The sequence below is a fragment of the Cryobacterium sp. TMB3-10 genome (genome assembly GCF_004402305.1).
GTDB lineage: Bacteria > Actinomycetota > Actinomycetes > Actinomycetales > Microbacteriaceae > Cryobacterium > Cryobacterium zongtaii.
In genome coordinates this window covers 36,865-61,566 of record NZ_SOGH01000021.1, presented here as the reverse complement: position 1 = coordinate 61,566, position 24,702 = coordinate 36,865, and the positions used below count along the sequence as shown (strand labels likewise).

Genomic DNA, 24,702 nt, shown 5'->3' with positions numbered 1-24,702 from the left:
GATCAGCCGGCACTGTCGCGCCGGAGCCCGGAAACACTGGACCTACCCCCTCAGGGCTATCAGCATCCGGCGCTCACGGCAAGGACCCGGCAACGTTCAGGGCACACTCTGGGCGGCGAAGCGCTCGAGCCCGCAACGCCGAGTTCCGCCAAAACGCTCCTTCGGGCGCATGGGACCCCCAGCCCACCCGAGTTGCCACTTCGGGCCCTCTCCGCAAGCCCGAAGGGGCGCCAACTGCCATCTCGCCTGCAGCGCGCCCCGCGCCTTGCCAGTTCACGCCCTCTCCGCTGCGCTGCAGGGGCCTCAAGTGTCAAGTCATCGCAGGGCCCTGCGCCGAGATATCGCACCCTTCTCCCTTTTGGCGCCGACGGGCTGCTTTCCGGCACGTCGGCGCTGCGGGCTCAGCCGACGATCTGCGCCGCGAAGCGCTCGAGCACCTCGCCGATGCGGCCCTTGCAGCCGCCGCAGCCGGTCCCCGCGCGGGTGGCCGTGCCGATGCAGGCCACGGTGGTGTTGCCGGCCTGCGCCGAGGTGGTGATCGCCTCCACCGTGACACCGTTGCACCAACAGACCGTGGACTCCGGCGCGAAGGCGTCGCCCGCGGTCGCGGGGTCGTAGTCGGGACCATCGAACCGCAGCAGCACCGACCGATCGGCGGGCAGCTCACTGCCGCGCTCGAACAACAGGGTGAGCTCGGCACCGGTACGGGGCATGCCCACACAGACGAAGCCGGTGAGGATGCCGCCGCGAGTGACCATTTTCACGTAGCGGCCGTGCTCGGGGTCGGCCCACTGCGCGACGGCCAGGGGCGCCGGATCGGACGAGCATCCGTGCGTGTGCGCGGTGCCGCCGTATCCGGCGTCGTCGCACCTGGCATCGACGTCGAACGGGTCGGCCGCGGTATCACCGGCGGCGACCACGTCGATGCCCTCGGCCTTGAGCATCACGACGGATGCGCCCGGTCCGGCCGCAAGCGCCGGTGCCGGTTCAGCGGTCACGGCGGCAGCTAGCACGGCCGGCCGGCCCGCTGCGACACCCGCCCTGATCTCGGCGCTGAACCGGGCAGCGAGGCTGTCGGCCTGCCGCCAGCCCGGCCCGATCAGACCGGACGGCCCACCGGCCGGTGCCATCCTGGCGCCGTTCCACGCTGCACCGGAGTCGGCATCGGCCGGACGGCCAGCCACATGAGCGCAGTCCCCGATGGCGTGGATCGCCGCATCCGCCCAGCTTCGCAGCGACTCGTCGACCAGGATGCCGGTGGATACGGGCAGCCCGGCCAGGTGGGCGAGTTCGGTGCGGGCACCCACACCGCAGGAAAGCAGCAGCAGGTCGCCGCTGATCTGCTTGCCGTCGGCGCAGATGAGGGCTTCGAAGCGTTCCACGCCGTCGTCGTCGTGGTGAAACAACACGCTCTCGGCGCGGGCGTGGTTGACCATGGTGACGCCCGCCCGGCGGGCGCTCCGGGTGAGCACCGAGCCGCCGCCGCGGTCGAGGTTGCGGTTCATCGGAATCTCGCCGTGAAAGACCACGCAGACCTCGGCGCCGGCGGCCGCGGCCGCGAGCGCGATCTCCATGCCGAGCACTCCGGCACCGAGCACCACGATGCGCTGACCGGCCTGCACGGCCGCCAGCACGGTGGCGGCGTCGGCGAGGTCGCGGAGCGCGCTGACACCGCAGGGCAGCGGCGCGCCGGCCCAATCCAGTGCAGCGGCGCCGAGGCCGCCGGCATCCGCACCGGGTTTTATCAGGCCGCGCCGCACCCGCTTGACGCCGTCCAGGGTGGGCACATTCGCGCGCGCCCCGGTGGCCAGCACCAGCCTGTCGTACGGCACTGAGCTGCCGTCGCCGAGCGTGACCGTACGGATGGTGCGCTTCACTTCGGTCACCGTGGTGCCGGTGAGGATGCGCGCGCCGGCAGCCAGGGCCCGGCTGCCGTCGGTGAGGTCGAGGGTGTCCCGGTCGGTGCGACCCACGGCGTAATCGGCCAGGAGCACCCGGTTGTAGGCGTGCACCTCTTCGGCTCCGACGACGGTGAGCTCGGCCAGACCGGCCTCGACGAGCGGCAGGAGCTCGTCGACGAACCGGGCGCCGACCGGGCCGTAGCCCACGACGACGATGCGTTCGGGGGCGGCCGGGCCGGGGGAATCGGGCAGCTCGGCAGAAGTGTGGTCAGGCATCCGCCATCGCCCTCTCGTGGTCGGGAGCCGACAGGCCGGGCGCATCGATTGCCCGTACCCGCACGGCGGTGCGTTTGAACTCGGGCATGCCGGAGACCGGGTCGGTGGCGCCGGCGGTGAGCAGGTTGGCGCGCTGGTCGGCGGGAAAGTGGAAGGGCAGGAACACAGTGTCAGGCCGGATGTCGGCGCTCAGCTGCGCTCGGCACCGCACGATGCCACGCTCGTTGGCCAGCTCGACCCAACCGCCGTCGATCAGACCCAGGCTCGCGGCGGTGGCCGGGTGCACCTGCATCCGGGCCTCGGGCTGGGCCTCCGACAGCTCGGCCACCCGCCGGGTCTGCGCACCGGATTGGTAGTGCTCGAGCAGCCGGCCGGTGATCAGGGTGAGCGCACCCCGCGTCTGGGCCGGCGCCGCCACGGCGCGCGGGGTCACGGCGACGATGCGCGCGCGGCCGTCGTCGTGAACGAACCGCTCGAGGAAGAGCCGCGGGGTGCCGCCGGAGCCGGCCGGGTAGGGCCAGTACGCGGGCTCCCCCGTGGCGAGCAGGGCGTAGCCGAGGCCTGAGTAGTCGGCGATGCCGCCCTCGGTGGCCCGGCAGAGTTCGTCGAAGACCTCGCCGGGTTCGGCGCTGTACACGCCGGGGGCGTCCAGGCGCCGGGCGAGCTCCTGGAAGATCCACAGTTCGCTGCGCACCCCGGCCGGCGGGTCGATCGCACGTTGGCGGCGGAGAATCCGGCCCTCGAGCGAGGTCATGGTGCCCTCCTCCTCGGCCCACTGGGTGACCGGCAGCACTACGTCGGCCAGGGCGGCGGTCTCGGAGAAGAAGAAGTCGCTGACCACCAGGAAGTCGAGAGCCGCCAGGCCCTGGCGCACCCTGTCGGCGTCGGGCGCGGAGACCACGACGTTGGCACCGTGCACGAGCAGGGTGCGGATGCCGCCGGGTTGGCCGAGCGCGTTCAACAGTTCGACGGCGGGGATGCCCGCACCCGGGATCTGCTCGGGCGTCACACCCCAGACCCCGGCGACGTGGGCGCGGGCGGCGGGGTCGGTGATCTTGCGGTAGCCGGGCAGCTGGTCGCACTTCTGGCCGTGCTCCCGGCCGCCCTGCCCGTTGCCCTGGCCGGTGAGGGTTCCGTAGCCGGAGTGCGTCGTGCCGACGAGGCCGAGCACCAGCGCGAGGTTGATCGCGGCGGTGGCGGTGTCGGTACCGTCGACGTGCTGCTCGACGCCCCGGCCGGTGAGGATGTAGGTGCCCTTTCCGGCGGCGAGCCGACGGGCGAGGCCCTGCAGCTGCCAGACCGGAACACCGGTGTGTTCCTGCACCCGCTGCGGGTACCAGCCGGCGACACTGAAGCGCAACTGGTCGAGGCCGGTGGTGCGCCGGGCGAGGTAGTCGGTGTCGGCGAGACGTTCGGCGAGGACCAGGTGGGTGAGCCCGAGCAGCAGCACCAGGTCGGTGCCGGGGGCCGGCTGCACGTGCATGCCGGCGCCGTCGTCGGTGAGCCGGGCGGTGGCGGTGCGGCGCGGGTCCACGACGATGAGACCGCCGGCCTGCCGGGCACCATCGAGGTGGCCGATGAACGGCGGCATGGTCTGCGCCACATTGGAGCCGAGCATCAGGATGGTGTCGGCCGCGTCGAGGTCCTCCACCCGGAACGGCAGGCCCCGGTCGAGGCCGAAGGCGCGGTTGCCGGCCGCCGCGGCGCTGGACATGCAGAACCGGCCGTTGTAATCGATTCGGGAGGAACCGAGCGCCAGCCGGGTGAACTTGCCCAGCTGGTAGGCCTTCTCGTTGGTCAGGCCCCCGCCTCCGAAGACGCCCACGGAGTCGGCGCCGTGCTCGGCCCGGCTCGTGCGGAGCTTCTCGGCGACAAGGTCGAGCGCCTCGGTCCAGGAGACCGGGGCGAAGCTGCCGTCGGACGCACGGAGCATGGGCTGCCGGATGCGGTCGGCCGAGCCGAGCAGGTCGGCCGCGGTCCAGCCCTTTTTGCAGAGGCCACCGCGGTTGGTGGGGAAGGCCCGGCCGGCGATGGTGACCGGCAGTCCGATCGCATCCGCGGGCCGGGCGGGGGTGCTGGCGGGCGAGGGTGTGAGCGTCATCGCGCACTGCAGTGCGCAGTACGGGCAGTGCGTGTCGACGGGGGTCACGGAGGTGCCTTTCGTGTTGGTACGGGTTCGCGAGAGCGGCCGTTCGGTTGCTTCGGTCGTGCTGAAGCAACCGAACGACCGCTTTCGCGGATGCTGCGGGAGCTAGATGCGGTGTCCGGCCACGGAGGAGTTGCGGCGGAGGTAGACGAACGCGGTGACGGCCATCATCACCAGATAGGCGCCGGCGAAGGCGTAGATCGCGCTGGAGTAGTCACCCGTGGAGGTCTTCGAGAATCCGAGCACCTGCGGGATGACGAACCCGCCGTAGGCCCCGATCGCGGAGATCAGGCCGAGCGCGGCCGCGGTCTTCCGCTGCGTGCCGACATCGCCGGAGTCCTTGTGCGCATCCGCGACCCCGCTCCTGGCGGCGAAGACGCTGGGGATCATGCGGTAGGTGGAGCCGTTGCCGACCCCGGTGGCCACGAAGATCAGCAGGAAGGTGACCAGGAAGAGCCAGAAGTTACCGAGTGGCAGTACCAGGTTCACCAGCACCGCCCCGGCGGCCATCACGCCGAAGGCGAAGACGGTGACCAGGGCGCCGCCGAACCGGTCCGCGAGGCGGCCGCCGAACGGTCGGGCCAGGGAGCCGGTGAGCGCGCCGAGAAAGGCGAGCGAGAGTGACGCGGAGACGACCTGGAAGGAGGAGTAGTCGGGGAACTGGTCGGCGATCAGCTTGGGGAAGACGCTCGCGAAGCCGATGAACGAGCCGAAGGTGCCGATGTAGAGGAACGCCATGATCCACAGGTGCGGTTCCTTCACCGCGGCGATCGAGCCGGCGAAGTCGGCCTTGGCGTTGGAGAGGTTGTCCATGTACTTCCAGGCGCCGAACATGGCGAGCAGGATGAACGGCACCCAGAAGAACCCCGCCAGCGGCAGGTTGAGCGTGCCGAGGGCGCCGAGGGTGATCACGATCGGAACGATCAACTGAGCCACAGCGGCACCGAGGTTGCCGCCGGCGGCGTTGAGGCCGAGTGCGTAACCCTTCTGGCTCTGCGGGTAGAAGTAGGTGATGTTCGACATCGAGCTGGCGAAGTTGCCGCCGCCGAGCCCGGCGAGCGCTGCGATGAGAAGCATGACCGGGAACGGGGTGTCCGGGTTGCCCACAGCGAAGCCCAGGGCGATCGACGGGATGAGGAGCAGGCCCGCGGAGATGATGGTCCAGTTGCGGCCGCCGAACTTGGGCACCAGGAAGGTGTACGGAAACCGCATGGTGGCCCCCACGAGCGTGGGGATGGAGATGAGCCAGAAGATCTGGCCGGTGTCGAAGGTGAAGCCCGCGTTCGGCAGCTGCACCACCACGATGCTCCAGAGCTGCCAGATGACGAAGCCGAGGAATTCGGCGAAGATCGACCATTTGAGGTTGCGGGAGGCGATGGCCTTGCCCCCATTGGCCCACTGCTGGGGGTTCTCGGCGTTCCAGTTGTCGATCCACCGGCCCGGGCGGTGCACCAGTTCGGCGGATGCGGCGGGGGCGGTGAACGTGGCGGGCGGGGCTGTCGCGGTGCCGGTCGTCGGGGTCATCAGGTTCTCCTCGCGAGAAATGGTGCGCTGTGAGTACGTGTCGCCGACGTTACGCAGGCCGTGTTTCCGGCAGCGGATGCCGCAGTTACCGTTCGATCACCGTGTACTCACACCCGCAACGGGCCGCTGATAGGCCTCCGTCACATGACCGACACAAAGCCAGGCGGGACCGGGTATCCCGGTCGGTCCCGGCCTCACATCCTCCTCCGGCGCTCGCCGGAACTCGGGCCTACTCGGAGCCGTCCGCGGCGCGGAGGGCCTGCACTCGGTGCAGCATCTGGCGCATCTCGTTGCTGGGCTGTGACGTGGCCCGATCGGCCTCCGGGAACAAGACCTGAATGTCGGGTCCCACCTCGGTTTGCACCGCAGCGGCAAGGTCGTGCCCGTCGATCAGGTAACCCAGAGTCGGCTCCGTCACCGCGATCCAGCGTTCGTTCCAGTCGGCCAGTCGGCCGACGAGCGGCCCGGACAGGCCCAGCACCGCAGGTTCAAGCCTGTCGTCGACCAGGTCGAGGAGAGGCGACCGGTTCCGCAGCGGGAGGCCGCCGTCCCGCGGCTCGAGGAGAATCCGCGTCGGTGTACGGCCGGGCGTCCACACCCACGCCGCAACATCGACGGTGCGGGTCATAGCTCTGAACTCGGCGTCGGGCATCGCCCACATCTGCTCCACGATTGACGATCGCGGGGGCGCCGGGCTGAACGTCTGACCGTCCCCGCCGACGGCGTGCCAGGCCGCGGCAGGCGGGGTGGCGGTCTGGGAAGCACGGGAGGTCTGGGGAGCACGGGAGGTCTGGGGAGCACGGGAGGTCTGGGGAGCACGGGAGCGCTCCGCGTCCGCGTCCAGGTAGAGAACGACGACGGCTGATCCGAACTCTTGTTGGAGCTCCGCGGCAAGGAGGTGTCCGTCGACGACAAAAGCGAGGTGCTCGGCCGGCGACGGCCACTCCTGTTGGTTCTGCCCCATCAGCAGCTCGTATCGCGAGTTCCAGCCGACCAGACGGTTCTCCAGGTCGTCGGACAGGCCGAGGACACCGCGAGGCAATGGACCGCCCCACGCGTCGGGCGACGGGGAGCGGTCCCACAACGGGAGCCCGGCGCAGTACTCGGCCATCAGCATCACTCTGGTCGGATAGGCATCGAGGTTCATGCCTCGACCCTACTGACAGAGGCGTACTGACACCGGCGTACCGACACCGGCGTACCGGTACCGGCTCGCGTCAGTCGGTGCGGCCGCGGCTGAACGACCAGGGCAGACCGGCCAGGGCCAGCTCGAGTCGAGCGCTGGAGGAGTAGAGGTCGATGACGACGTCCACCAGCTCGCGCGGCGGTGCCTCGCCGTCCACCAGCAGCGGGCGGCTCACCACATCCGCGCCGCACCGTTCGGCCAAGCCGGCGAAGTAGCCGGGGGCCAGCAGGTAGGTGGCCACCACGACCCGCACCGGTGCTGCGGCGCGGGCGGCGAGCACGGCTGCGGCGAGGCGGGGCTGGGCGGCAGAGATGAACCCGACGGTCACCGGGCGGCCGAGCACGGCGGCGAGGCGGTCGCCCATGGCGTGGCAGTCGGCGACCGCGTCGGCATCGGTGGATCCGGCCGCGGCCAGCACCACGGTGTCGTCGGGCCTGAGGCCGACCTCGTGCAAGCGGTCGGCCAGGATGCGGGCCAGCCGCCAGTCGGGGCCGAGTGCCCCGGTGACCCGGACGGGTTGCCCGGCGTCGTCGGCGGCCTCAGCCAGGTCGACGCGCACGTGGTAGCCCGCCGAGAGCAGCAGGGGAACGATCACGACGGGGCGGTCGGCTCCATCGGCGGGGCCTGAGTCGGTAGGGCCGGTGTCGCTGGGGCAGGACTCGGCGGCGATGGCGCGGAGGCAGCTGGGCACACCCGGGCTCTGCACATCGACGTAACCGCCCCGCACGGTGAGGTGCGGCGCCGCGGCGGCCACGGCGTCGACCAGGGCCAGGACGGCCCGCTGACCGGCCGGGTCGCTGGTGCCGTGCGAGGTCGCGAGCAACACCGGGGCGGTCGTCATGCTGCGGCGAATTCCACGGTGTCGGACAGCTCGGTCTCGGCGCGCTCGCCGGCCCGGCCGTGCGCGCTGCCCGGCACCTGGATCTGCACGGTGCCGTGATCGACGCGCACCGGGAAGGTGGGCAGGGCGTAGTCGGCAGAGGTGAAGCACTCCCCGGTTTCGAGGTCATAAACCTGCTTGTGCAGTGGGGAGGCCAGGGTGGGCCGGTCCCCGCGCGACCCGACGATGCCGCGGCTCATCACGCAGGAGCCCGTGGCGGGGTCCTGGTTGGATACTGCGAACAGGTGGCCGTCGGGCAGCAGCACCAGGGCCACCTGCACGCCGTCGATCAGCGCCGCCTCGGCCCACAGCGGTTCGAGTCGGTCGAGTTCGCAGACGCTGGTCCAGTCCGCGGAGCCAGCAGAGTCGTGGCCAGCAGAGTCGTGCGGGTGGGTGGGCGTTGTGTGCACGGGGTCCTCCAGTGGTTCTGCGGGCGAATGACACGGTCTGGGTCACGGCGACGTCGGTGCGGCCTGGCATCCACGGTAGGCAGACCTCGTGTCGGTCATCGTGCGGGGCCGTGACGATCGCGTAACGAAGACCTCTCACGCTGCCCGAAACGACGTGAGGACCCCGTCACACTCCGTTACCCGGGCGACACGGTCGGGAAATCGCCGAAATTTAGGCTGACGGAACAGCTCACCACTCGGAAAGGCACTCCATGGACCACGTCACCCCCGCAGCGGCCGACGCCGCCGCAGACGTCCCCGGCACGCCCCGACGCGTCGTGGTGATCGGCGGCGGCCCCGCCGCGCACCGGTTCACCGAGGCGATGGCCGCCCGCGCCACCGCATCCGGCAACACCGGGAACGTCGAGCACACCGTGACTGTATTCGGCGAGGAACCGCACCTGCCCTACGACAGGGTGGCGCTGTCCCGCCGCCTCGTCGACTCCGAAGACCTCACCCTCGGCGACACCGCCCTGTGGGACGCCGCCTTGATCAGTTACCGCGGCGGCAGCAGCGTCGTCGGCCTCGACACCGCGGCACAGGCGATCACCCTCGCCGACGGTGAACGGGTGCGGTACGACGACCTCGTCTTCGCCACCGGCTCCGCCGCCACCGTGCCGCCCATCCCCGGCGCCGAGGCCGGTCATGTGTACCGCACCATCGAAGACGTCGATTTCCTCGTCGGCGAGATCGGCCGGCTGCGCGAGCGCCTGGGGCGCCCGGCCAATGTCGTCGTCGTCGGCGGCGGACTGCTCGGCCTGGAAGCCGCCGGCGGTCTCGCCAGGCTCGGCGCCGCATCCACCCTGGTGCACTCGGGTGACTGGCTGATGTCGGCGCAACTCGACGAGGGCGCCGGCCAGGCGCTCGGCCGACTGATCGGCGCGCAGGGCATCGCCCTGGCGCTCGGCACCCGGCCCACCGAGATCCTGCGCTCCCCCACCGGCCGGGTCCTCGGTGTCTCGCTCACCAACGGCAGCCAGCTGCACGCCGACCTCGTGGTCTTCTCCATCGGCATCACCCCGCGCGACGAACTCGCCAGGGCCGCGGGTCTGGAGCTCGGCCCGCGCGGCGGCATCGTCATCGGCGACGACTGCCGCACCTCGGTAGCCGGGATCTGGGCCATCGGCGAGGTCGCCAGCATCGACGGCGTCTGCGTGGGACTGGTCGCCCCGGCCAACGCCATGGCCGAGGTCACCGCCGATCGGCTGCACGGCGGCGAAGCCGTCTTCCCCGGCATCGACGATGCCACCAAGCTCAAGCTCTCCGGGGTGGAGGTCGCCAGCTTCGGTGACGCCCTCGGCCGCACCGAACACTGTCTCGAGGTGGTCTACGCCGACCCGGCCCGCGGCCTGTACCAAAAGATCGTGGTCACCGGAGACGCCAAGACCCTGCTCGGCGGCATCTTCGTCGGCGACGCCTCGCCGTACACCTCGCTCCGGCCCCTGTTGGGCCGCGAACTGCCCGCGGAGCCCGGCGCCTACCTCTCCGCCGCCGGCGCCGAACCGCCCGCGAACAGCGACCTGCCCGACGATGTGCAGCTCTGCTCCTGCAACAACGTGTCGGTCGGCGCGGTGCGCGAAGCCGTCCGCGGCGACCACGGCGAGGCCTGCACCGAACTAGGCCCGCTCAAGGCCTGCACCCGTGCCGGCACCCAGTGCGGCTCCTGCGTCCCCCTGGTCAAGAAGATCCTCGAGACCGAGCTGCGCAAGGCCGGCGTCGAGGTGTCCAAGGCCCTCTGCGAGCACATCGCGTTCAGCCGCAGCGAACTGTTCGAGAGTGTGCGCATCCTGCAGCTCACCTCGTTCGACGACATCATGGAGCGCTTCGGTACCGGCCTCGGCTGCGACATCTGCAAGCCGACCATCGCGTCGATCCTGGCCACCCAGACCAACGGCTATGTGCTGGATGCCGGCCGTGGCGGCCTGCAGGACACGAATGACCGCGCCCTGGCCAACATGCAGAAGGACGGCACATACTCGGTGGTGCCGCGCATCCCGGGCGGGGAGATCACCCCGGCCAAGCTCAAGGTGATCGCCGAGGTCGCCGAGCAGTACAACCTCTATACGAAGATCACCGGCGGGCAGCGCATCGACCTGTTCGGTGCCCGTCTCGAGCAGCTGCCCGAGATCTGGACGATCTTGGTGGACGCCGGTTTCGAATCCGGTCAGGCCTACGGCAAGTCGTTGCGCACCGTGAAGAGCTGCGTGGGCAGCACCTGGTGCCGGTTCGGCGTGCAGGACTCGGTATCGATGGCCATCCAGTTGGAGCTGCGCTACCGGGGGCTGCGGTCGCCGCACAAATTCAAGCTCGGCGTCTCCGGCTGCGCCCGTGAGTGCGCCGAGGCGCGCGGTAAGGACATCGGCATCATCGCCACGGATGTGGGTTGGAACCTGTACGTGGGCGGCAACGGCGGCTTCCAGCCGGCGCACGCACAACTGCTCGCCCAGGACCTCGACGACGACACCCTGATCGCCTACATCGACAGGTACCTGATGTACTACATCCGCACCGGCGACAGGCTGCAGCGCACCGCGCGGTGGCAGGAGGAGTTGCCCGGTGGGCTCGAGCATGTGCGCGATGTTGTCGTGAACGACAGCCTGGGGCTGGCCGCCGAACTGGAACTGGCCATGGCCGCGCACGTGGGCAGCTACGAGGACGAATGGGCGGCGACCCTGAAGGATCCGGAGAGGCTCCGCCGGTTCCGCTCGTTCGTGAACGCGCCCACCACGCCGGACCCGGCGATCGTGCAGGTGCTCGAGCGCGGCCAGCCGCGCCCGGCCTGGCCCGGCGAGCGCGCGGCGCTGGCGGAGGCGTCACCGACGGATGCGGGTCAGACCAGCACTGTACAGACCGGCACGGTGCAGACCGGCGCTGACTTCTTCGGTGTCAGCGTCAACGAGCCCGACGACACCGCCCCGGCCACCGGGCCGGTGCTGCTCTCCGGCGCCCGGATCCCCCTGCGGCCGGCCGACCGGAACGACACCGACCTGCCTTCAACCGGGCGGAACGACTCCGGGCGACACACAACCGCTCACACCGCTCCAGTAGACGGAGAATAGTGCCATGCCGAATCCAACCCTCGACATCGGTCTGAACGTGACCGGTCGCCGCGTGCTCATCATCGGCGGGAGCCGCCCCGCCCGCCGGGTCATCGCCCGGTACCGTGCTGCGGGCGCCGTGCTCTATCTCGCGGCAGACACCTACGAGGTGCCCAACCCTCTCGTGCGCGCCGTGGCCTGGCCGCATTCGCCGCGCGGCTGGCGCGACCTGGTCTCCGCCGTTGACCTCGTCGTGGCCGTCGACCTGCCCGCGCACGACGAGCCGCTGCTCGTCGCCGCCTGCGCCGAGAAATCGGTCTGGCTCACCCGGGAGGCGGCCGCCCCGGTGTCCAGGCCCGGGCACGTCACCCTCGTCGGCGGCGGTCCCGGCGACGACGACCTGCTCACCGTCGCCGCGCTCACCGCGCTCCGCGGCGCCGACATCGTCTACTACGACAGGCTCGGTCCGCACGACAGGCTCGACGAGTGGGCGCCCGGAGCCGAACTGGTGAACGTGGGCAAACATCCGGGCCACCACGCCGTACCGCAGGCCGAGATCGAGCAGTTGCTCGTGACCAGCGCCCGCGCCGGCCTCACCGTCGTGCGCCTCAAGGGCGGCGACCCTTTCGTGTTCGGCCGTGGCGGTGAAGAAATGGCCGCCTGCCGGGCCGCCGGAGTTCCGGTCACCGTGATCTCCGGGGTCACCAGCGCCATCTCCGTGCCGGCGCTGGCGGGCATCCCGGTCACCCACCGCGACGTCTCCCGCCTGTTCACGGTGCTCAGCGGTCACCTGCCGCTCAGCGAGGAGGAGCTGGCCCACCTGGTGGGCCTGGGCGGCACCATCGTGGTGCTGATGGGCGTGGGTACCCTGCCGCACCTGGCCAGCGGCCTGGCCCGGCACGGCATGCGCGCCGACATGCCCATCGCCATCATCGAGCGCGGCTTCTCCGCGCACCAGCGCACCACCGTTGCCGACATCGAAACCGTGGTGAGGGTCGCCGGCGAGGTCGGCGCCCGCTCCCCCGCCGTGCTCGTGATCGGCGAGGTCGTGCGGCTGGCCCAGTGCGACGACGCCGCGGCCGTTGAAGTGCTCGCAAACGCCGCTACACTCTCAGGCCAGAGGTAACCCTGCCTGACACGTCAGCCACCAGAACCATCGGAGACACAGTTAACGACATCGGAACAGAAGCGGGGCTGCCCGGCTTCCGACCGGACCAGCTCGAGGGCTTCCGCATCGGAGTCACGTCCGACCGCCGGAGTGAGGACCTCATCGCCGCGTTCGAACGACGCGGCGCCGATGTTCTGCATGCCCCGGCGATCCGCATCGCTGCCGCGGCCGACGACTCGCAGATCACCGCCGACACCGCGGCGATCATCGCCGGCCGACCGGACATCCTGCTGGCGACCACGTCGTACGGCATCCGTCGCTGGCTCGAAGCAGCGGATGCGGCCGGGCTCGGCCACGACCTCACCGAGACCCTCGAGAACAGCCGCATCCTCGTGCGCGGCCCCAAGGCTCGCGGCGCCATCCGCGCCGCCAACCTTGACGACTCCGGCATGAGCGACGAGGAAACCACCAGCTCGCTCGTGGACAAGGTGCTCGGCGAGGGCGCGGCCGGGTTGACGGTGGCCGTGCAGCTGCATGGGTTCACCGACGAGTCCCAGATCCAGCGGCTGCTCGACGCCGGTGCCACGGTGCTCACCGTCGCGCCATACCGGTGGTTGCTGCCCGACGACTCCAGCCGGGTGCTCAAACTCATCGACGCGGTCTGCACCGGGTCGCTTGACGCCGTCACGTTCACCAGCGCACCCGCTGTCGAGGCGCTCTTCGGCGCGGCGGATGGCGTCGGCCGGCTCGAAGCTCTGCAGGAGGCCCTGCGCGGACCTGTCGTGGCCGCCGCGGTCGGGCATGTCACCGCCGCACCCCTGCTCGCGGCCGGCATCACCCCGATCGTGCCGGAACGGTTCCGCATGGGAGCGCTGATCAAGCTGGTCTGCGATTACCTCGCCGACGAACGGGTTCTGCGCCTGGACAGCCGGCACGGTCCGGTGGAACTGCGCGGACGGCGGGTGTCTGTCGCCGGCGCATCCGCCCTGCTGCCGCCGACGTCGCTCACCCTTCTGCGCGCCCTGCTCGCCGCACGGGGGTCGGTACTCTCCCGCGCCGATCTGACGGCCGCGCTGCCCGAAATCCAGGACGACCACGCCGTCGATGTGGCCATCAGCCGGCTGCGCCAGTCCCTGCCGGCGCCGGCGCTGGTCGCCACGGTGATCAAACGCGGCTACCGCATCGACGTGTAGCGGACGCTTCGCGCTCGCTCAGCAGGAGGCCACTCGAGTTGCCAGTTGAGGCCCTTCTGCCAGGGCACCTTTCGGCGATTCGACGAAACGTGCTGCGCCGATGTGCGCCAAAGTGCCCCTTCGCCCGCCCCGAAGCGGCGTAGTGCGGCAACTCGGCGGGCACTCCCCGCTGCGCGGGGGTGGCGAGTGGGGTGTGTCAGCTGCAGCTAGGTGAGGCGGGCGGCGACCTCGTCGAGGACCGACTCCGAGCCGGCGTAGATGCCGTCGGGCCGGGGCCAGTGACTGATCACGTCGGTGAAGCCGAGCTCGCCGGCCCGGCCGACGGCGTCATCGAAGGCACCGACACTCTCCAGCGAGTACGCCCCGCCGCTGTCGAGCGAGAGGTAGCGGTCCAGAGAGCCCGGCGCCCGGTCCGCCGCGGCGAGGGTGTCTTCCAGCCGGTGGACCAGCGCCGCCACCGCGCTCCACCATTCCTCGCCCACGGCACCGTCGGCGCCCGTGGTCACCCAGCCCGCACCGTGTTCGGCGACGAGCTTGAGGCCCTTCGGCCCGTTGGCGGCGATCACGAACGGAACCCGGGGCTGCTGCGCCGGCCGGCCCACCATACGGGCGTCCACCGCGGTGAACCAGTCGCCCGCGAAGTCGAAACCGCCCGCTCCCGGCTTCTCGTGGCGCAGCAGCAGGTCGAGGTCGGTGACGAACTCGGCGAACCTCTCGTGCCGCTGACGCGGGGTGTATGTCGGTTGCCCGAGCACGAAGGCGTCGAAGCCCGTTCCGCCCGATCCCAGCCCGAGCAGCATCCGCCCGCCGGAGATGTCGTCGACCGTGGCGACCTCCTTGGCGAACGGCACCGGATGCCGAAAGTTCGGTGAGGCGACGAAGGTGCCCAACCGGATCCGGTCGGTGACCGCCGCCGCGGCCGCCAGGGTGGGGATGGTGGCCTGCCACGGCTGATCGGCGAGGCTGCGCCAGGACAGGTGGTCGTAGGTCCAGGCGTGATCGAAACCGTACTGCTCGGCGCCCTGCCATTTCCGGCGGGCCTCGGGCCAGTCGAACTGGGGCAGGATGACGATTCCGTGGCGCATACCGGCAGTCTACAAACCCACCGGGCAGCCGGGCGGCCGGAGTCCCCGCATCCGCCTACCCCGCGCCGGGGCGACCAGAGGGTGCTATGACTGGTGCGTCGGCGCCGCGCCGCACTCGAGGAAGATCTGCAAAGGAGCACCCCGATGGACCCGATTGTGACCCCGGGCCGGTTCGCCGGCCAGACCGCCATCGTCACCGGAGCCGGCTCCGGGATCGGAAAAGCGACAGCCGTGCGACTGGCCAGGGAGGGCGCCAGGGTGATTGCCGGCGACGTGGTTCCCGCCCGTCTGCAGGAGCTCCTCGACCAGTTCGGCGACCTCGACATCGTGACCGTCGACGGCGACATCAGCCACCAGGACACCACCACACGGCTGGTCGCCGCGGCGAACGGCCGCATCGACGTCGTCGCCAACGTCGCCGGTGTCATGGACGGCTTCCTCCCGATCGCCGAGGTCGACGACGCCACCTGGGAGCGGGTTTTCGGCATCAACGTGACCGGCATGATGCGCCTGATCCGCGGGGCACTGCCGATCATGGTGGCCGGCGGCGGCGGGTCGATCGTCAACGTCACGTCCGAGGCCGGCCTTCGCGGCGGCGCGGCCGGGGTCGCCTACACGTCGTCCAAACACGCCGTGATCGGTCTGACCCGCAACACCTCCGTGATGTACTCGGCCCAGGGCATCCGCTGCAACGCGGTCGCGCCCGGCGGGGTTCAGACGAACATCGAGGCTCCGATGCGGTCTCCCCTGGCCGGGTCGGTGCTCGGCCCGGTGTTCCAGCACGTGTTGCCTCCGGTGGCCACCTCGGAGCAACTCGCCGCCACCATCACCTGGCTCGCCAGTCCGGACTCGGCCAATGTGACCGGCATCGTCCTGGCGTCGGACGGCGGCTGGTCGGCAATATGAGATCCGGTCTCCCTGTCGTCGCATGAGAGGGGTGCGGATGTCGGACGGTGCTGCCAGACTCACCGCATGACAGGCACAGACCAGACTCAGAGCCCCGTCCCGTTCCCCGGCCGCACGCACGGCCATGGCCGATCCGCCCCGCCGTTTCGGTGCGGCGTCGTGCCGCCCTACCTCCTCGAGCACCTGGCCGCGGTCGAGGACCCGCGCTTCGAGGCCGCGGCCGAGGCCGCCCGGCGATCGTTGCGCGTCGACGACCCCATCCGCAGCCTGCGCTTCGAGCGCCGCACCAGCGCGCTGCCCGCGCTACCCGTCGAGGCCGTGCCGGGCGTCAGCACCCGCACCATCAGCGACGCCGGTCAGCTGCAGCGGCTGCCCGGCCGCACCGTGCGCACCGAAGGTCAACCCCCGGTCGCCGACGTGGCGGTCAACGAGGCATACACCGGCCTCGGCGACACTCATGGCCTCTACTGGAGCCAGTACCAGCGCGACTCCATCGATGGGCGCGGCCTTCCGCTGGACGCCACGGTGCACTACGGACGGGACTATGACAACGCCTTCTGGGACGGCGAACGGATGGTGTTCGGCGATGGCGACGGCGAGGTCTTCAACAGGTTCACGATCTCGTTGAGCGTGATCGCGCACGAGCTCACCCACGGTGTCACCCAGTACAGCGCCAACCTCGCCTACCAGGGCCAGTCCGGTGCGCTCAACGAATCGGTGTCGGATGTCTTCGGCGCCCTCGTGGAGCAGTTCGCAGCCGGCCAGGACACCCGGTCGGCGAGCTGGTTGATCGGCGCAGGGCTCTTCACCGAGCAGGTGCAGGGCCAGGCGCTGCGTTCGATGAAGGCTCCGGGCACCGCCTATGACGACGATGTTCTCGGCACCGATCCGCAGCCGGCCTCGATGGACGGCTACATCGACACCGAAGACGACTATGGCGGAGTGCACCTCAATTCGGGCATCCCGAACCGGGCATTTTATCTGGTCGCCGAGGCCCTCGGCGGCAACGCGTGGGAGGCGCCGGGGCAGATCTGGTACGACACGCTCACCGGCCCCACCCTCGCCGTGAACGCCGACTTCACCGCATTCGCGACGGCGACGGCGACGGCCGCGATCACCCGCTATGGCGCGGGCTCCGCCGAGCACGACGCGGTTCTGGCGGGGTGGACCGGAGTGGGTGTGGTCTTCGATCCGCTGCGAGCGGCCTCCTGACGCGGCGGCGTCGGTTCAGCGTTCGCTGGCAAGCCGCCTTCGATCATGCCGACATCCCCGATCGTGGCCCCGGCCGGACGTACCATGGGGCCATGAAGGTCGTCGTCTCACGCAGCGGAGGCATCGCTGGGCTCCGGGTCACCTGGGACGTGCAGGTTGACGAGCAACCGGATGCTGCCGCGTGGATGCGTTTCCTTGAGGAACTGCCCTGGGACGAGGCCGTAGACAGCGCACCGATGCCGGACCGTTATGTGTACCGCATCCGGTGTGCCCCGCACGAGGTGGTGCTCGCCGAACCACAGGTGCACGGCGCCTGGAAAGACCTGATCGACAGGGTGCGCGCGGCGAGCGAACGCTGACGCAGAGCACCGAACATCGTGTCGTTAGCACCCTGTAATAACGCACGCCCGGCGATACTGATAACGTGACTCGAAAGGGGGTCACGGGGCCCCGTCGAGGGGGGCCATCATGGCAACGGCATATTCGTCTGCATCATCACTTCCTGGCGTCGCGGGCGCCGCCGCTTCACGCCGCAGAGCCGGCCGGCCAGCCGCCGGGCGACCCGGTGCCCTGCTGCGGCGCGGCCTCGCCGTCACCTTCGGCCTAGTGGTTGCCGCCGCCGCGATCCTCGGCACCACGCAGGCACCCGCCTCCGCGGCTCCGGTGCCCGGCACGGTCAACCAGTGCAACTACATCCAGGACGGTGGCGGTAACGAAATCGCCTGCGACGTCACCATCACGAACTACCTCGACCTCGACACCGGCCTGTCCCGCTCGGACATCACCGTGCGCACCTGTGAAGGCCCGGTCGGCGAACTGCTCTGCACCACCATCCCGGTGAGCTTCCCCACCGCCACCACCGTCGTCGACCAGTGCAACAACTCCGCCAACGGCGGCGGGTCGATCGCCACCTGCAACGTATCGGTGGAGAACGTCATCGTCGGCGATGCCACGACGTCCCCCGCAACTGTTGACCAGTGCGGCGGTTCCGGTGCGGAAGGACCCGAACCCACGCTCAACTGTGCTCCGGTGTCCACCACCACCTCGGCCACCATCACCCAGTGCAACGGCTCCGTCAACGGTGGCGGCGCCGCACTTCGCGTCACCTGCACGGTCGATCCGTCGACAGTCAGCGCGGCGCTGCCCGTGACCATCCGTCAGTGCAACGATTCCGTGAACGGCGGCGGCTCCTTGCTGACCTGCACCGCTTCCCTCACCCACCGGATCCTGCCCGCCGGAAGCGTCATCCCCACCCCGACACCGCCGGTCACCACCCCCTCGGCGACGCCTCCGGTCACCACCCCCTCGGCAACGCCTCCTACCGTCGAGGCAGGCCAGACTCCCACCCCGTCGGCGAACCCTCTCATCCCCATCGCCGGCGGCGGCGGCAGCGGCGCCGGCTATGGTACCGAACTGGCTGAGACCGGTACGGATGCCCTGCCGGTGTTCCTCATTGCGGCCGGAGCGCTGCTGATCGGTGGAATCCTCCTCACCGTGATGCTGGTGCGTCGCCGTTCCACCCAGCTGTAGGGCAACACGCCGCGGTCCACTCGGCATACTCGCCGAGTGGACCGCAAAGTGGGACTATGAGGTATGGACAACAACGACCTTGATCCCGTTCGCATTCTCAGCGAGGACGAGTGCTGGGAGTTGTTGCTGTCCTCAAGCTTCGGCCGTCTCGCCGCGGCTGTCGCGGATGACATCGAGATCTTTCCACTCAACTTCGTCATGGCCGACAAACGGCTTCTGTTCCGTACGGCCGAGGGAACCAAGCTTCTCGCCCTCACCGTGAACAACAAGGTGGCTCTTGAGACCGACGCCATCGGGCGCGGCGACGCGTGGAGCGTTGTCGTGAAGGGTCTCGCCCGAGTCCTCGACACCCAGGCCGAGATCGAAGCCGCCAACGCGCTCCCGCTCCGTCCGCTGGTGCCCACACTCAAGTACATCTGGGTTGAGATCACCCCGACCGAGCTGAGCGGGCGCCGGTTCGCCCTGGAACCGGAACCGGAGCGGTACTAGCCGTTAGTCGCTGGCCGCCGCCGGAGCGACCCGGCCCTCGCCAGAGAGTCCGATGAGCATCAACACCGCAGTGCCGTAGGCATCCGCCGCGGTGGCCGCCTCGAACACCTCGTCGACTCCGCGCACGTGCACGCTCACCCGGTACCGGTCGTCGCTGAGCCTGTGCAAGGAGCGAAACGTGCCGCGCAGGAGCGCCCGCATCTGGTCTTCCCTCGGCAGCCACAGGGCATCCTCGAGCGCGAGCGAATCCAGTGCCCACTCCGTCGTGCCGTTGAAACCGAGGATGGTGCCGGTGTCGAACTCGTGCGCCTCGATGGTCATCTCGCTGACAGTGAAGACCTCGGAGTCGAAGCCCGGTCGTTCGATGCGGAACGAGTCACCGGATACCGGATGCCAGGACAATCCGGCCTGCTGCAGGGCACGGGCACAGTCGATTGAGATCATGTCCCATTATCGGCGCGGGATACCGTTGAGCGCGAGGGCGTTTTTCGCACTCACACCAGGCCGTCAGGCACAGAAGAATGGCACGCGGGTGCGCCTGCGTGCCACATATTTCGGGGTGCCCCGGAGCGCCGTCAGCATTCTCCGGGGCCACCACTCACCCATCAGGCGGGTGCGGATCGAACGGTCTAGCTGACGCCGTTCAGGTCGATCACGAAGATCAGGGTCTTACCGGACAGCCGGTGACCGGATCCGGCCGGGCCGTAAGCCAGGTGCGGCGGCACGGTGAGCTTGCGACGGCCACCCACCTTCATTCCGGGGATACCCTGCTGCCAGCCGGCGATGAGGGAGCCCAGCGGGAAGTTGATCGTCTGGCCGCGGTTCCAGGACGAGTCGAATTCTTCGCCGGTGTCGTATTCGACGCCGAGGTAGTGCACGTCGACGGTGGCGCCGGCGGTGGCCTCGGCCCCGTCACCTACCACGATGTCGACGATGTCGAGCTGTTCGGGCGCGGGGCCCTCCGGGAAGTCGAGTTCGGGCTTGGAGTTCAAATCAGTCATGAGACCATCCAATCGGATTCCGGCTCCGGACGCACACCTGGAAATTACCCCTTGCGCGAACGCCGTGGCCAGGTGCAGTCTTAGTGCATAGAAACTCGCCGCACCGGGAGAGTTGTCGGCAGTGCCACACCACCGGGCGGCGAGTTTTCTCGTGGGGCCGTGAAACCGGGCGGCGCGGTCAGCCGATGACCTGGGCGCGGTCGTCCATCAGCAGGCCCAGCAGCCGGGCCTCCTCGACCTGGTCGGGGGTGGTTCCCGGCTGTGCCGCTGCGCCGCTGCGACGGGAGGGGCGCAGCTGGGCGCTGACCAGTCGTTGCCGCACCGATGCCAGCCGGGTGGCATCCGTGATGAAGCGGTTCATCGCGAGGCGACGCGCCTGCGGCTGGCCGTGTGCCCATGCCCGTGCCTGGCGTCGGCCGCGGGGAGTGGCCAGCATCGCCACCTCGGCCGGGGTGAACCAGCCCACGGCGGCATAGTCGCTGAGCCGTTGCACCGTCAGCGCCTCCTCTTTGCGCCGCAGCATGACCACGACCAGGATCGCGCCGAGGAACATCGGCACCTGTACGAGGAAGTAGTAGCCCACCAGGGATGCGTCGTCGGTGAGTAGGAAGAACGCCCCGTTCCACACCGCGTGCAGCAGAACCGCAGCGGCCAGGCCGATGAACACGGCGCCGAGATAACTTGAACCGCTCGCACGCCGGGCGGCGAAGCCGATGGCCAGGCCGGTGCAGGCCGTGAACAGCACGTGCGCGAACGGGGAGATCACCCCGCGCAACAGGAAGGTCACGCCGAGGTCGGCGATCCCGCCGTCGAGCATCGCCACACCGAAGTACTGGATGTTCTCCGAGAACGCGAAGCCGGCGGCGATCATGGCCGCGTAGACGACTCCGTCGATCGGACCGTTGAACTGGCCGCGGATCACCCAGAACAGCAGCAGGATGCCGAATCCCTTCGCCGACTCCTCCACGAGCGGCGCCTGGATGACGGCGGCCGTGAAGTCGCCCGCCGGTCGGGCCACGCCGCTGGTCGCGACGACGATCTGCACACCGAGGTCGAACACCAGCGCCGTCACGATAGAGACGCCGGCGCCCCAGAGGAAGGCAAACCAGAGCGCCGGCCGGGGTTCCGGCTCCCATCGGTCGATCCAACGCACCGCCAGCACCACCAGGGTGAGCGGCACCAGCGCCAGCAGCAGACAGACCAGCACCGCGCCCGGACCGAGGAAGGTCGAGAGGTATACCAGGACCAGCAACAGCGCGAGCGCGGCGACCACGATGCCGATGCTCGCCCACACGACAGTGCTCAGGTTTGTGCGCCGCACCGGCGAACTCCACACCGGCGTCTGGATGGGGGTGTCCTGCTGGGGCACGGCGAGCGGTCGGCCGGTCGGGTCGAGGGTCATGCCCGCCAGTTTACGGGGACCGGACCGGTTCGAACCGGGCAGATTCCGCCCGAGCGATGACCCCGAACGGCGATGTCTGATTCCCGCTACCGGTCGTGCGGTGCGCGTGTCAGTCTTGGGGGGTGACACCAGCGCCCAGCTCCCCCGACGACCCGGTCTTCGCCGAACGATACCGGGCCATGTCCTCCCGCGACGCCCGCTTCGACGGCCAGTTCATCACCGGCGTGCACTCCACGGGCATCTACTGCCGACCGAGCTGCCCGGCCGTGACCCCCAAGCCCGGCAATGTGTCGTTCTACCTCACGGCTGCCGCGGCTCATGAGGCGGGACTGCGGGCGTGCAAACGCTGCCTGCCCGATGCCGTGCCGGGGTCGCCGGCGTGGAACATCCGTGACGACCTGGCCGCCAGGGCGATGCGGCTGATCGGCGACGGCACCGTTGAACGAGAGGGCGTGCCCGGGCTGGCAAACCGGCTCGGCTACACCCCGCGACACCTCACCAGGGTGCTGGTCGCCGAGGTCGGCGCCGGCCCTCTGGCGCTGGCTCGCGCCCACCGCGCGCAGACCGCTCGCGTGCTGCTCATGAGCACCAACCTGCCGGTCACCGACATCGCATTCGCCGCCGGTTTCGGCAGCGTGCGGCAGTTCAACGACACCATCGCCGCGGTGTACGAGCGCACACCGTCGGCCCTGCGGGCCGGCGCCCGGGTGCGGGCCGGCAGCCGCGACCGGGACACCGAAACCGGCACCGGCACCGGCACCGGCACCGGCACCGGCACCGGCACCGGCACGAGGATCAGCCTGCTGCTGCCCGCCCGTGCACCGTTCGACGGCACGGGCCTGCTCGGCTTCCTGGGTGTGCGGGCCATCGACGGTGTCGAACGGTCCACCTCCGCCGGGTACGAACGCACCCTACGGCTCCCGCACGGCTGGGCCACCCTGCAGCTGGCCGTCGCGGGCACCCTCGAGGCACCCGCGATCGCCTGCACCGCCCGGCTGAGCAGCCTCGCCGACCTCGCTCCTCTCGTGAGCCGGGTGCGCCGCCTGTGCGACCTCGACGCGGATGCTCAGGCCATCGATCGTGCCCTGGCCGACGACCCGGCCCTGACCGGCTCCGTGCACGGTACCCCCGGCATCCGGGTGCCGGGCAGCCTCGACCCCGAGGAGACCCTGTTCCGGGCCCTGTTGGGCCAGCAGGTGTCTGTCGCCGCCGCCCGCACCGCCCTCGGCCGGCTCAGTGCGGCCCTCGGCGAGCCGGTGCCCGGCGCCACCGCCCCCGCCACCCCACAGCTGCTCTTCCCCACAGCCGCCAGCATCGCCGAACACGGCCGCGACGTGCTGCGCGGCCCTGCGGCCCGCATCGACACGATCATCCGCGTCGCCGCGGCGTTAGCTGCCGGCGACCTCGTGCTCGACGTCGGGGAAACCCGCGACGATCTGCAGGCCCGACTGACCGCCCTGCCCGGCATCGGACCGTGGACTGCCGGGTACGTGGCCATGCGGGTTCTCGGCAGCCCCGACATCCTGCTCACCAGCGACCTCGCCCTGCGCCAGGGCGCCGATCGGCTCGGCCTGCCCGCAACGGCCAGAGACCTCGCCGCCCACGGCAGCGTCTGGGCGCCATGGCGCAGTTACGCCGGCATGCACCTCTGGCGGGCGGCGGGAGCCCCACGACCGGCCGGGCAGGCAGTTCACGGCAAGAACGGTTCTGGCCGGTTACGCTGAAGAAGTGAAGTTTGCGCATCTCAGAGTTGAAGGCCAATCCACCCCCCGTCTAGCCATCGTGGTGGACGACGCGGCACTCTTCCTCGACGAGGTGATCGATGACGCCCCGCGCGACCTCCAGGACCTCCTCGAGAAGGGCGCCCCGGAATACGACAGGGTGCGGGCGCTCACCGCGAACGCGCTGACCCACGGTGCCAGCCTCACCCCCATCGACGATCTGCGGCACTCGTCTGCGGTGTTGCGCCCCCCGCAGATCATCGCGATCGGCGCCAACTACGCGGCCCACTCCTCCGAGCTCAAGCTGCGCAGCGAGACCGCCGCGACGGTGTTCTCGTTGTGGCCGAACTCGCTCACCGGCCACGAGTCGATCATCTCTTGGCCGAGCGACCTCACCGGCCAGGTCGACTACGAGGCCGAACTCGGCGTGATCATCGGCCGGCCCGCCCGCAACGTGTCGGTTCGCGACGCCCTCGACTACGTCTTCGGGTACACCGTCGTGAACGACATCACCGCCCGCGACCTGCAGTTTTCCGAGGCGCAGTGGTCCAGGTGCAAGTCGTTCGACGGGTTCACCCCCACCGGCCCGTTGGTGGTCACCGCAGACGAGATCGCCGACCCGCAGAACCTCTGGCTGACCACCCACGTCGACGGGCGCATCCTGCAGGACGCCTCCAGCGGCGACATGGTGCGCACGGTGGCCGAGATCATCGCCTACCTGTCGCTGACGTCCACGCTGCTACCCGGCACGCTGATCTCCACCGGCAGTCCCGGCGGCGCCGGCTACAGCCGCAAGCCGCAGGTGTTCCTCAAGGACGGCTCGACCGTCACCGTCTCCATCGACCGGATCGGGCTCCTCACGACCCACTGCCGTGAAATCTGAGCCTGGCCGGCCACCGGTCACCATCTCGGTCGTCATCCCGGTCTACAACGACGCCGACTTCCTGCGCACCTGTCTGCGCGCACTGTCTCAGCAGCGCCGGCCGGCCGACGAGATCATTGTGGTCGACAACGCCAGCACGGATGCGACGGCCGCAGTGGCCACCGCCGCCGGTGTGTGCCTGGTCCGCGAACCGCTGCGGGGAATCTGGCCGGCCGCCGCGGCCGGCTACGACGCGGCCACCGGCGACGTGATCGCCCGGCTCGACTCCGACTCGGTGCCCCCGGTGGACTGGCTGGAGCGGATCGAGGCCCGATTCACGACCCATCCCGACACCGCCGTGTACACCGGTCCCGGCGACTTCTACAACTGCGGCCCCGTCACAGCCTGGTTGGGTGGCCGGGTCTACATCGGCGGCTACTTCCGCTGGATGGGGTTCTGGCTGGGCCACCCGCCGCTGTTCGGATCGAATTTCGCGATGCGCCGACAGGTCTGGGCCGCCAATCGCGACAGGGTTCGCCGCACCCGCAACGATGTGCACGACGACCTCGACTTCAGCATGCACCTGGGCCGCGACGAACCGGTCACTCTCGACCGCTCCCTCAGAGTAGCGATCTCCGCCCGCCCGTTCGAGACCCCGCGCGGGCTCGGCCGCCGGGTGGCGTGGGCCGGCCGCACTCTCTTCTCGGGCTGGCCGGACTACTCGCCCTGGCGCATCCGCCGGCGCGCGGCGAGTCGCCGCAAAAGACCGCTTCGCGCGCTCTGACAGGTCGTT

The 24,702-nt window shown here is 70.1% G+C and carries 21 protein-coding genes; 11 read left to right on the top strand and 10 right to left on the bottom strand.

The window, feature by feature from the left end; translation table 11 throughout:
- Positions 1-401 precede the first annotated feature (401 nt).
- The 6 genes from E3T22_RS11705 to nirD form a co-directional block, all read right to left on the bottom strand.
- Positions 402-2,177 (bottom strand): FAD-dependent oxidoreductase, encoded by a 1,776-nt coding sequence (locus E3T22_RS11705; protein ID WP_134409551.1) that lies wholly within the window; start codon positions 2,175-2,177, stop codon positions 402-404.
- Positions 2,170-4,326 carry a molybdopterin oxidoreductase family protein gene (locus E3T22_RS11700; RefSeq protein ID WP_134480638.1) on the bottom strand — a complete coding sequence of 719 codons (2,157 nt, stop codon included), beginning with the start codon at positions 4,324-4,326 and terminating at the stop codon, positions 2,170-2,172. The genes E3T22_RS11705 and E3T22_RS11700 overlap by 8 nt, the downstream gene beginning before the upstream one ends.
- 102 nt (positions 4,327-4,428) lie before the next feature.
- A complete protein-coding gene (locus tag E3T22_RS11695) occupies positions 4,429-5,847 on the bottom strand; it encodes an MFS transporter (RefSeq protein WP_103459460.1) in 1,419 nt (472 codons plus the stop codon).
- A gap of 229 nt (positions 5,848-6,076) precedes the next feature.
- Positions 6,077-6,994, bottom strand: coding sequence for a hypothetical protein (locus E3T22_RS19045; protein ID WP_166789297.1), 918 nt, complete (start codon positions 6,992-6,994; stop codon positions 6,077-6,079).
- Between the two features lie 70 nt (positions 6,995-7,064).
- Positions 7,065-7,874 (bottom strand): sirohydrochlorin chelatase, encoded by an 810-nt coding sequence (locus tag E3T22_RS11680; RefSeq protein WP_134480635.1) that lies wholly within the window; start codon positions 7,872-7,874, stop codon positions 7,065-7,067.
- Positions 7,871-8,323, bottom strand: a complete 453-nt coding sequence (nirD, locus tag E3T22_RS11675; RefSeq protein WP_134480634.1) for a nitrite reductase small subunit NirD — start codon at positions 8,321-8,323, stop codon at positions 7,871-7,873. Before nirD ends, E3T22_RS11680 begins: the two co-directional genes overlap by 4 nt.
- A gap of 251 nt (positions 8,324-8,574) precedes the next feature.
- On the opposite strand from nirD, the gene nirB reads away from it, so the two are divergent.
- From nirB to E3T22_RS11660, 3 genes are read left to right on the top strand one after another with little or no spacing between them, the layout of a single operon-like run.
- Positions 8,575-11,421, top strand: a complete 2,847-nt coding sequence (nirB, locus tag E3T22_RS11670) for a nitrite reductase large subunit NirB (RefSeq protein ID WP_134480633.1) — start codon at positions 8,575-8,577, stop codon at positions 11,419-11,421.
- A 4-nt stretch (positions 11,422-11,425) separates the two neighbouring features.
- Positions 11,426-12,526, top strand: coding sequence for a uroporphyrinogen-III C-methyltransferase (gene cobA / locus E3T22_RS11665; RefSeq protein WP_134409546.1), 1,101 nt, complete (start codon positions 11,426-11,428; stop codon positions 12,524-12,526).
- Between the two features lie 2 nt (positions 12,527-12,528).
- Positions 12,529-13,701 carry a uroporphyrinogen-III synthase gene (locus E3T22_RS11660; RefSeq protein WP_370291491.1) on the top strand — a complete coding sequence of 391 codons (1,173 nt, stop codon included), beginning with the start codon at positions 12,529-12,531 and terminating at the stop codon, positions 13,699-13,701.
- Between the two features lie 206 nt (positions 13,702-13,907).
- On the opposite strand, the gene E3T22_RS11655 is transcribed toward E3T22_RS11660, so the two are convergent.
- Positions 13,908-14,786, bottom strand: a complete 879-nt coding sequence (locus tag E3T22_RS11655) for an LLM class flavin-dependent oxidoreductase (protein WP_088455668.1) — start codon at positions 14,784-14,786, stop codon at positions 13,908-13,910.
- A 144-nt stretch (positions 14,787-14,930) separates the two neighbouring features.
- On the opposite strand from E3T22_RS11655, the gene E3T22_RS11650 reads away from it, so the two are divergent.
- The 5 genes from E3T22_RS11650 (at position 14,931) to E3T22_RS11630 (ending at position 18,923) form a co-directional block, all read left to right on the top strand.
- Positions 14,931-15,692: an SDR family NAD(P)-dependent oxidoreductase gene (locus E3T22_RS11650; RefSeq protein WP_088455667.1), complete on the top strand. Its 762-nt coding sequence runs from the start codon at positions 14,931-14,933 to the stop codon at positions 15,690-15,692.
- A gap of 66 nt (positions 15,693-15,758) precedes the next feature.
- Positions 15,759-16,904 carry a M4 family metallopeptidase gene (locus E3T22_RS11645; protein ID WP_088455666.1) on the top strand — a complete coding sequence of 382 codons (1,146 nt, stop codon included), beginning with the start codon at positions 15,759-15,761 and terminating at the stop codon, positions 16,902-16,904.
- A gap of 92 nt (positions 16,905-16,996) precedes the next feature.
- Positions 16,997-17,263, top strand: coding sequence for a protealysin inhibitor emfourin (locus E3T22_RS11640; RefSeq protein ID WP_134480632.1), 267 nt, complete (start codon positions 16,997-16,999; stop codon positions 17,261-17,263).
- Between the two features lie 109 nt (positions 17,264-17,372).
- Entirely contained in the window at positions 17,373-18,434 is a 1,062-nt protein-coding gene (locus tag E3T22_RS11635) for a hypothetical protein (RefSeq protein WP_088455664.1), read from the top strand.
- A 63-nt stretch (positions 18,435-18,497) separates the two neighbouring features.
- The gene (locus E3T22_RS11630; protein ID WP_088455663.1) at positions 18,498-18,923 is read left to right on the top strand and encodes a pyridoxamine 5'-phosphate oxidase family protein; all 426 of its coding nucleotides are present in this window, start codon (positions 18,498-18,500) and stop codon (positions 18,921-18,923) included.
- Positions 18,924-18,926: 3 nt separating this feature from the next.
- Here E3T22_RS11630 and E3T22_RS11625 read toward each other — a convergent pair whose 3' ends face one another.
- From E3T22_RS11625 to E3T22_RS11615, 3 genes are all read right to left on the bottom strand, one after another.
- Positions 18,927-19,367, bottom strand: a complete 441-nt coding sequence (locus E3T22_RS11625; protein ID WP_088455662.1) for a hypothetical protein — start codon at positions 19,365-19,367, stop codon at positions 18,927-18,929.
- Between the two features lie 185 nt (positions 19,368-19,552).
- Positions 19,553-19,924, bottom strand: a complete 372-nt coding sequence (locus E3T22_RS11620) for an FKBP-type peptidyl-prolyl cis-trans isomerase (RefSeq protein ID WP_088455661.1) — start codon at positions 19,922-19,924, stop codon at positions 19,553-19,555.
- 178 nt (positions 19,925-20,102) lie between these two features.
- Positions 20,103-21,326 (bottom strand): PrsW family intramembrane metalloprotease, encoded by a 1,224-nt coding sequence (locus E3T22_RS11615; RefSeq protein ID WP_088455660.1) that lies wholly within the window; start codon positions 21,324-21,326, stop codon positions 20,103-20,105.
- A 122-nt stretch (positions 21,327-21,448) separates the two neighbouring features.
- On the opposite strand from E3T22_RS11615, the gene E3T22_RS11610 reads away from it, so the two are divergent.
- The 3 genes from E3T22_RS11610 to E3T22_RS11600 are packed head-to-tail and all read left to right on the top strand — an operon-like array spanning position 21,449 to position 24,693.
- Positions 21,449-23,050, top strand: coding sequence for an AlkA N-terminal domain-containing protein (locus E3T22_RS11610; RefSeq protein ID WP_255453158.1), 1,602 nt, complete (start codon positions 21,449-21,451; stop codon positions 23,048-23,050).
- 4 nt (positions 23,051-23,054) lie between these two features.
- On the top strand, positions 23,055-23,930 hold the full coding sequence (locus tag E3T22_RS11605) for a fumarylacetoacetate hydrolase family protein (protein ID WP_088455658.1): 876 nt from the start codon (positions 23,055-23,057) through the stop codon (positions 23,928-23,930).
- Positions 23,920-24,693 carry a glycosyltransferase family 2 protein gene (locus tag E3T22_RS11600; protein ID WP_134480631.1) on the top strand — a complete coding sequence of 258 codons (774 nt, stop codon included), beginning with the start codon at positions 23,920-23,922 and terminating at the stop codon, positions 24,691-24,693. The genes E3T22_RS11605 and E3T22_RS11600 overlap by 11 nt, the downstream gene beginning before the upstream one ends.
- The last annotated feature ends 9 nt before the right edge of the window (positions 24,694-24,702 follow it).

Excerpts from the sequence above, each read along its gene's own strand:
- E3T22_RS11705 (WP_134409551.1), bottom strand. The coding sequence starts at position 2,177 with ATGCCTGACCACACTTCTGCCGAGCTGCCCGATTCCCCCGGCCCGGCC.
- E3T22_RS11695 (WP_103459460.1), bottom strand. The coding sequence starts at position 5,847 with ATGACCCCGACGACCGGCACCGCGACAGCCCCGCCCGCCACGTTCACC.
- E3T22_RS19045 (WP_166789297.1), bottom strand. The coding sequence starts at position 6,994 with ATGAACCTCGATGCCTATCCGACCAGAGTGATGCTGATGGCCGAGTAC.
- E3T22_RS11680 (WP_134480635.1), bottom strand. The coding sequence starts at position 7,874 with ATGACGACCGCCCCGGTGTTGCTCGCGACCTCGCACGGCACCAGCGAC.
- nirB (WP_134480633.1), top strand. The coding sequence starts at position 8,575 with ATGGACCACGTCACCCCCGCAGCGGCCGACGCCGCCGCAGACGTCCCC.
- cobA (WP_134409546.1), top strand. The coding sequence starts at position 11,426 with ATGCCGAATCCAACCCTCGACATCGGTCTGAACGTGACCGGTCGCCGC.
- E3T22_RS11655 (WP_088455668.1), bottom strand. The coding sequence starts at position 14,786 with ATGCGCCACGGAATCGTCATCCTGCCCCAGTTCGACTGGCCCGAGGCC.
- E3T22_RS11650 (WP_088455667.1), top strand. The coding sequence starts at position 14,931 with ATGGACCCGATTGTGACCCCGGGCCGGTTCGCCGGCCAGACCGCCATC.
- E3T22_RS11645 (WP_088455666.1), top strand. The coding sequence starts at position 15,759 with ATGACAGGCACAGACCAGACTCAGAGCCCCGTCCCGTTCCCCGGCCGC.
- E3T22_RS11640 (WP_134480632.1), top strand. The coding sequence starts at position 16,997 with ATGAAGGTCGTCGTCTCACGCAGCGGAGGCATCGCTGGGCTCCGGGTC.
- E3T22_RS11635 (WP_088455664.1), top strand. The coding sequence starts at position 17,373 with ATGGCAACGGCATATTCGTCTGCATCATCACTTCCTGGCGTCGCGGGC.
- E3T22_RS11630 (WP_088455663.1), top strand. The coding sequence starts at position 18,498 with ATGGACAACAACGACCTTGATCCCGTTCGCATTCTCAGCGAGGACGAG.
- E3T22_RS11625 (WP_088455662.1), bottom strand. The coding sequence starts at position 19,367 with ATGATCTCAATCGACTGTGCCCGTGCCCTGCAGCAGGCCGGATTGTCC.
- E3T22_RS11620 (WP_088455661.1), bottom strand. The coding sequence starts at position 19,924 with ATGACTGATTTGAACTCCAAGCCCGAACTCGACTTCCCGGAGGGCCCC.
- E3T22_RS11615 (WP_088455660.1), bottom strand. The coding sequence starts at position 21,326 with ATGACCCTCGACCCGACCGGCCGACCGCTCGCCGTGCCCCAGCAGGAC.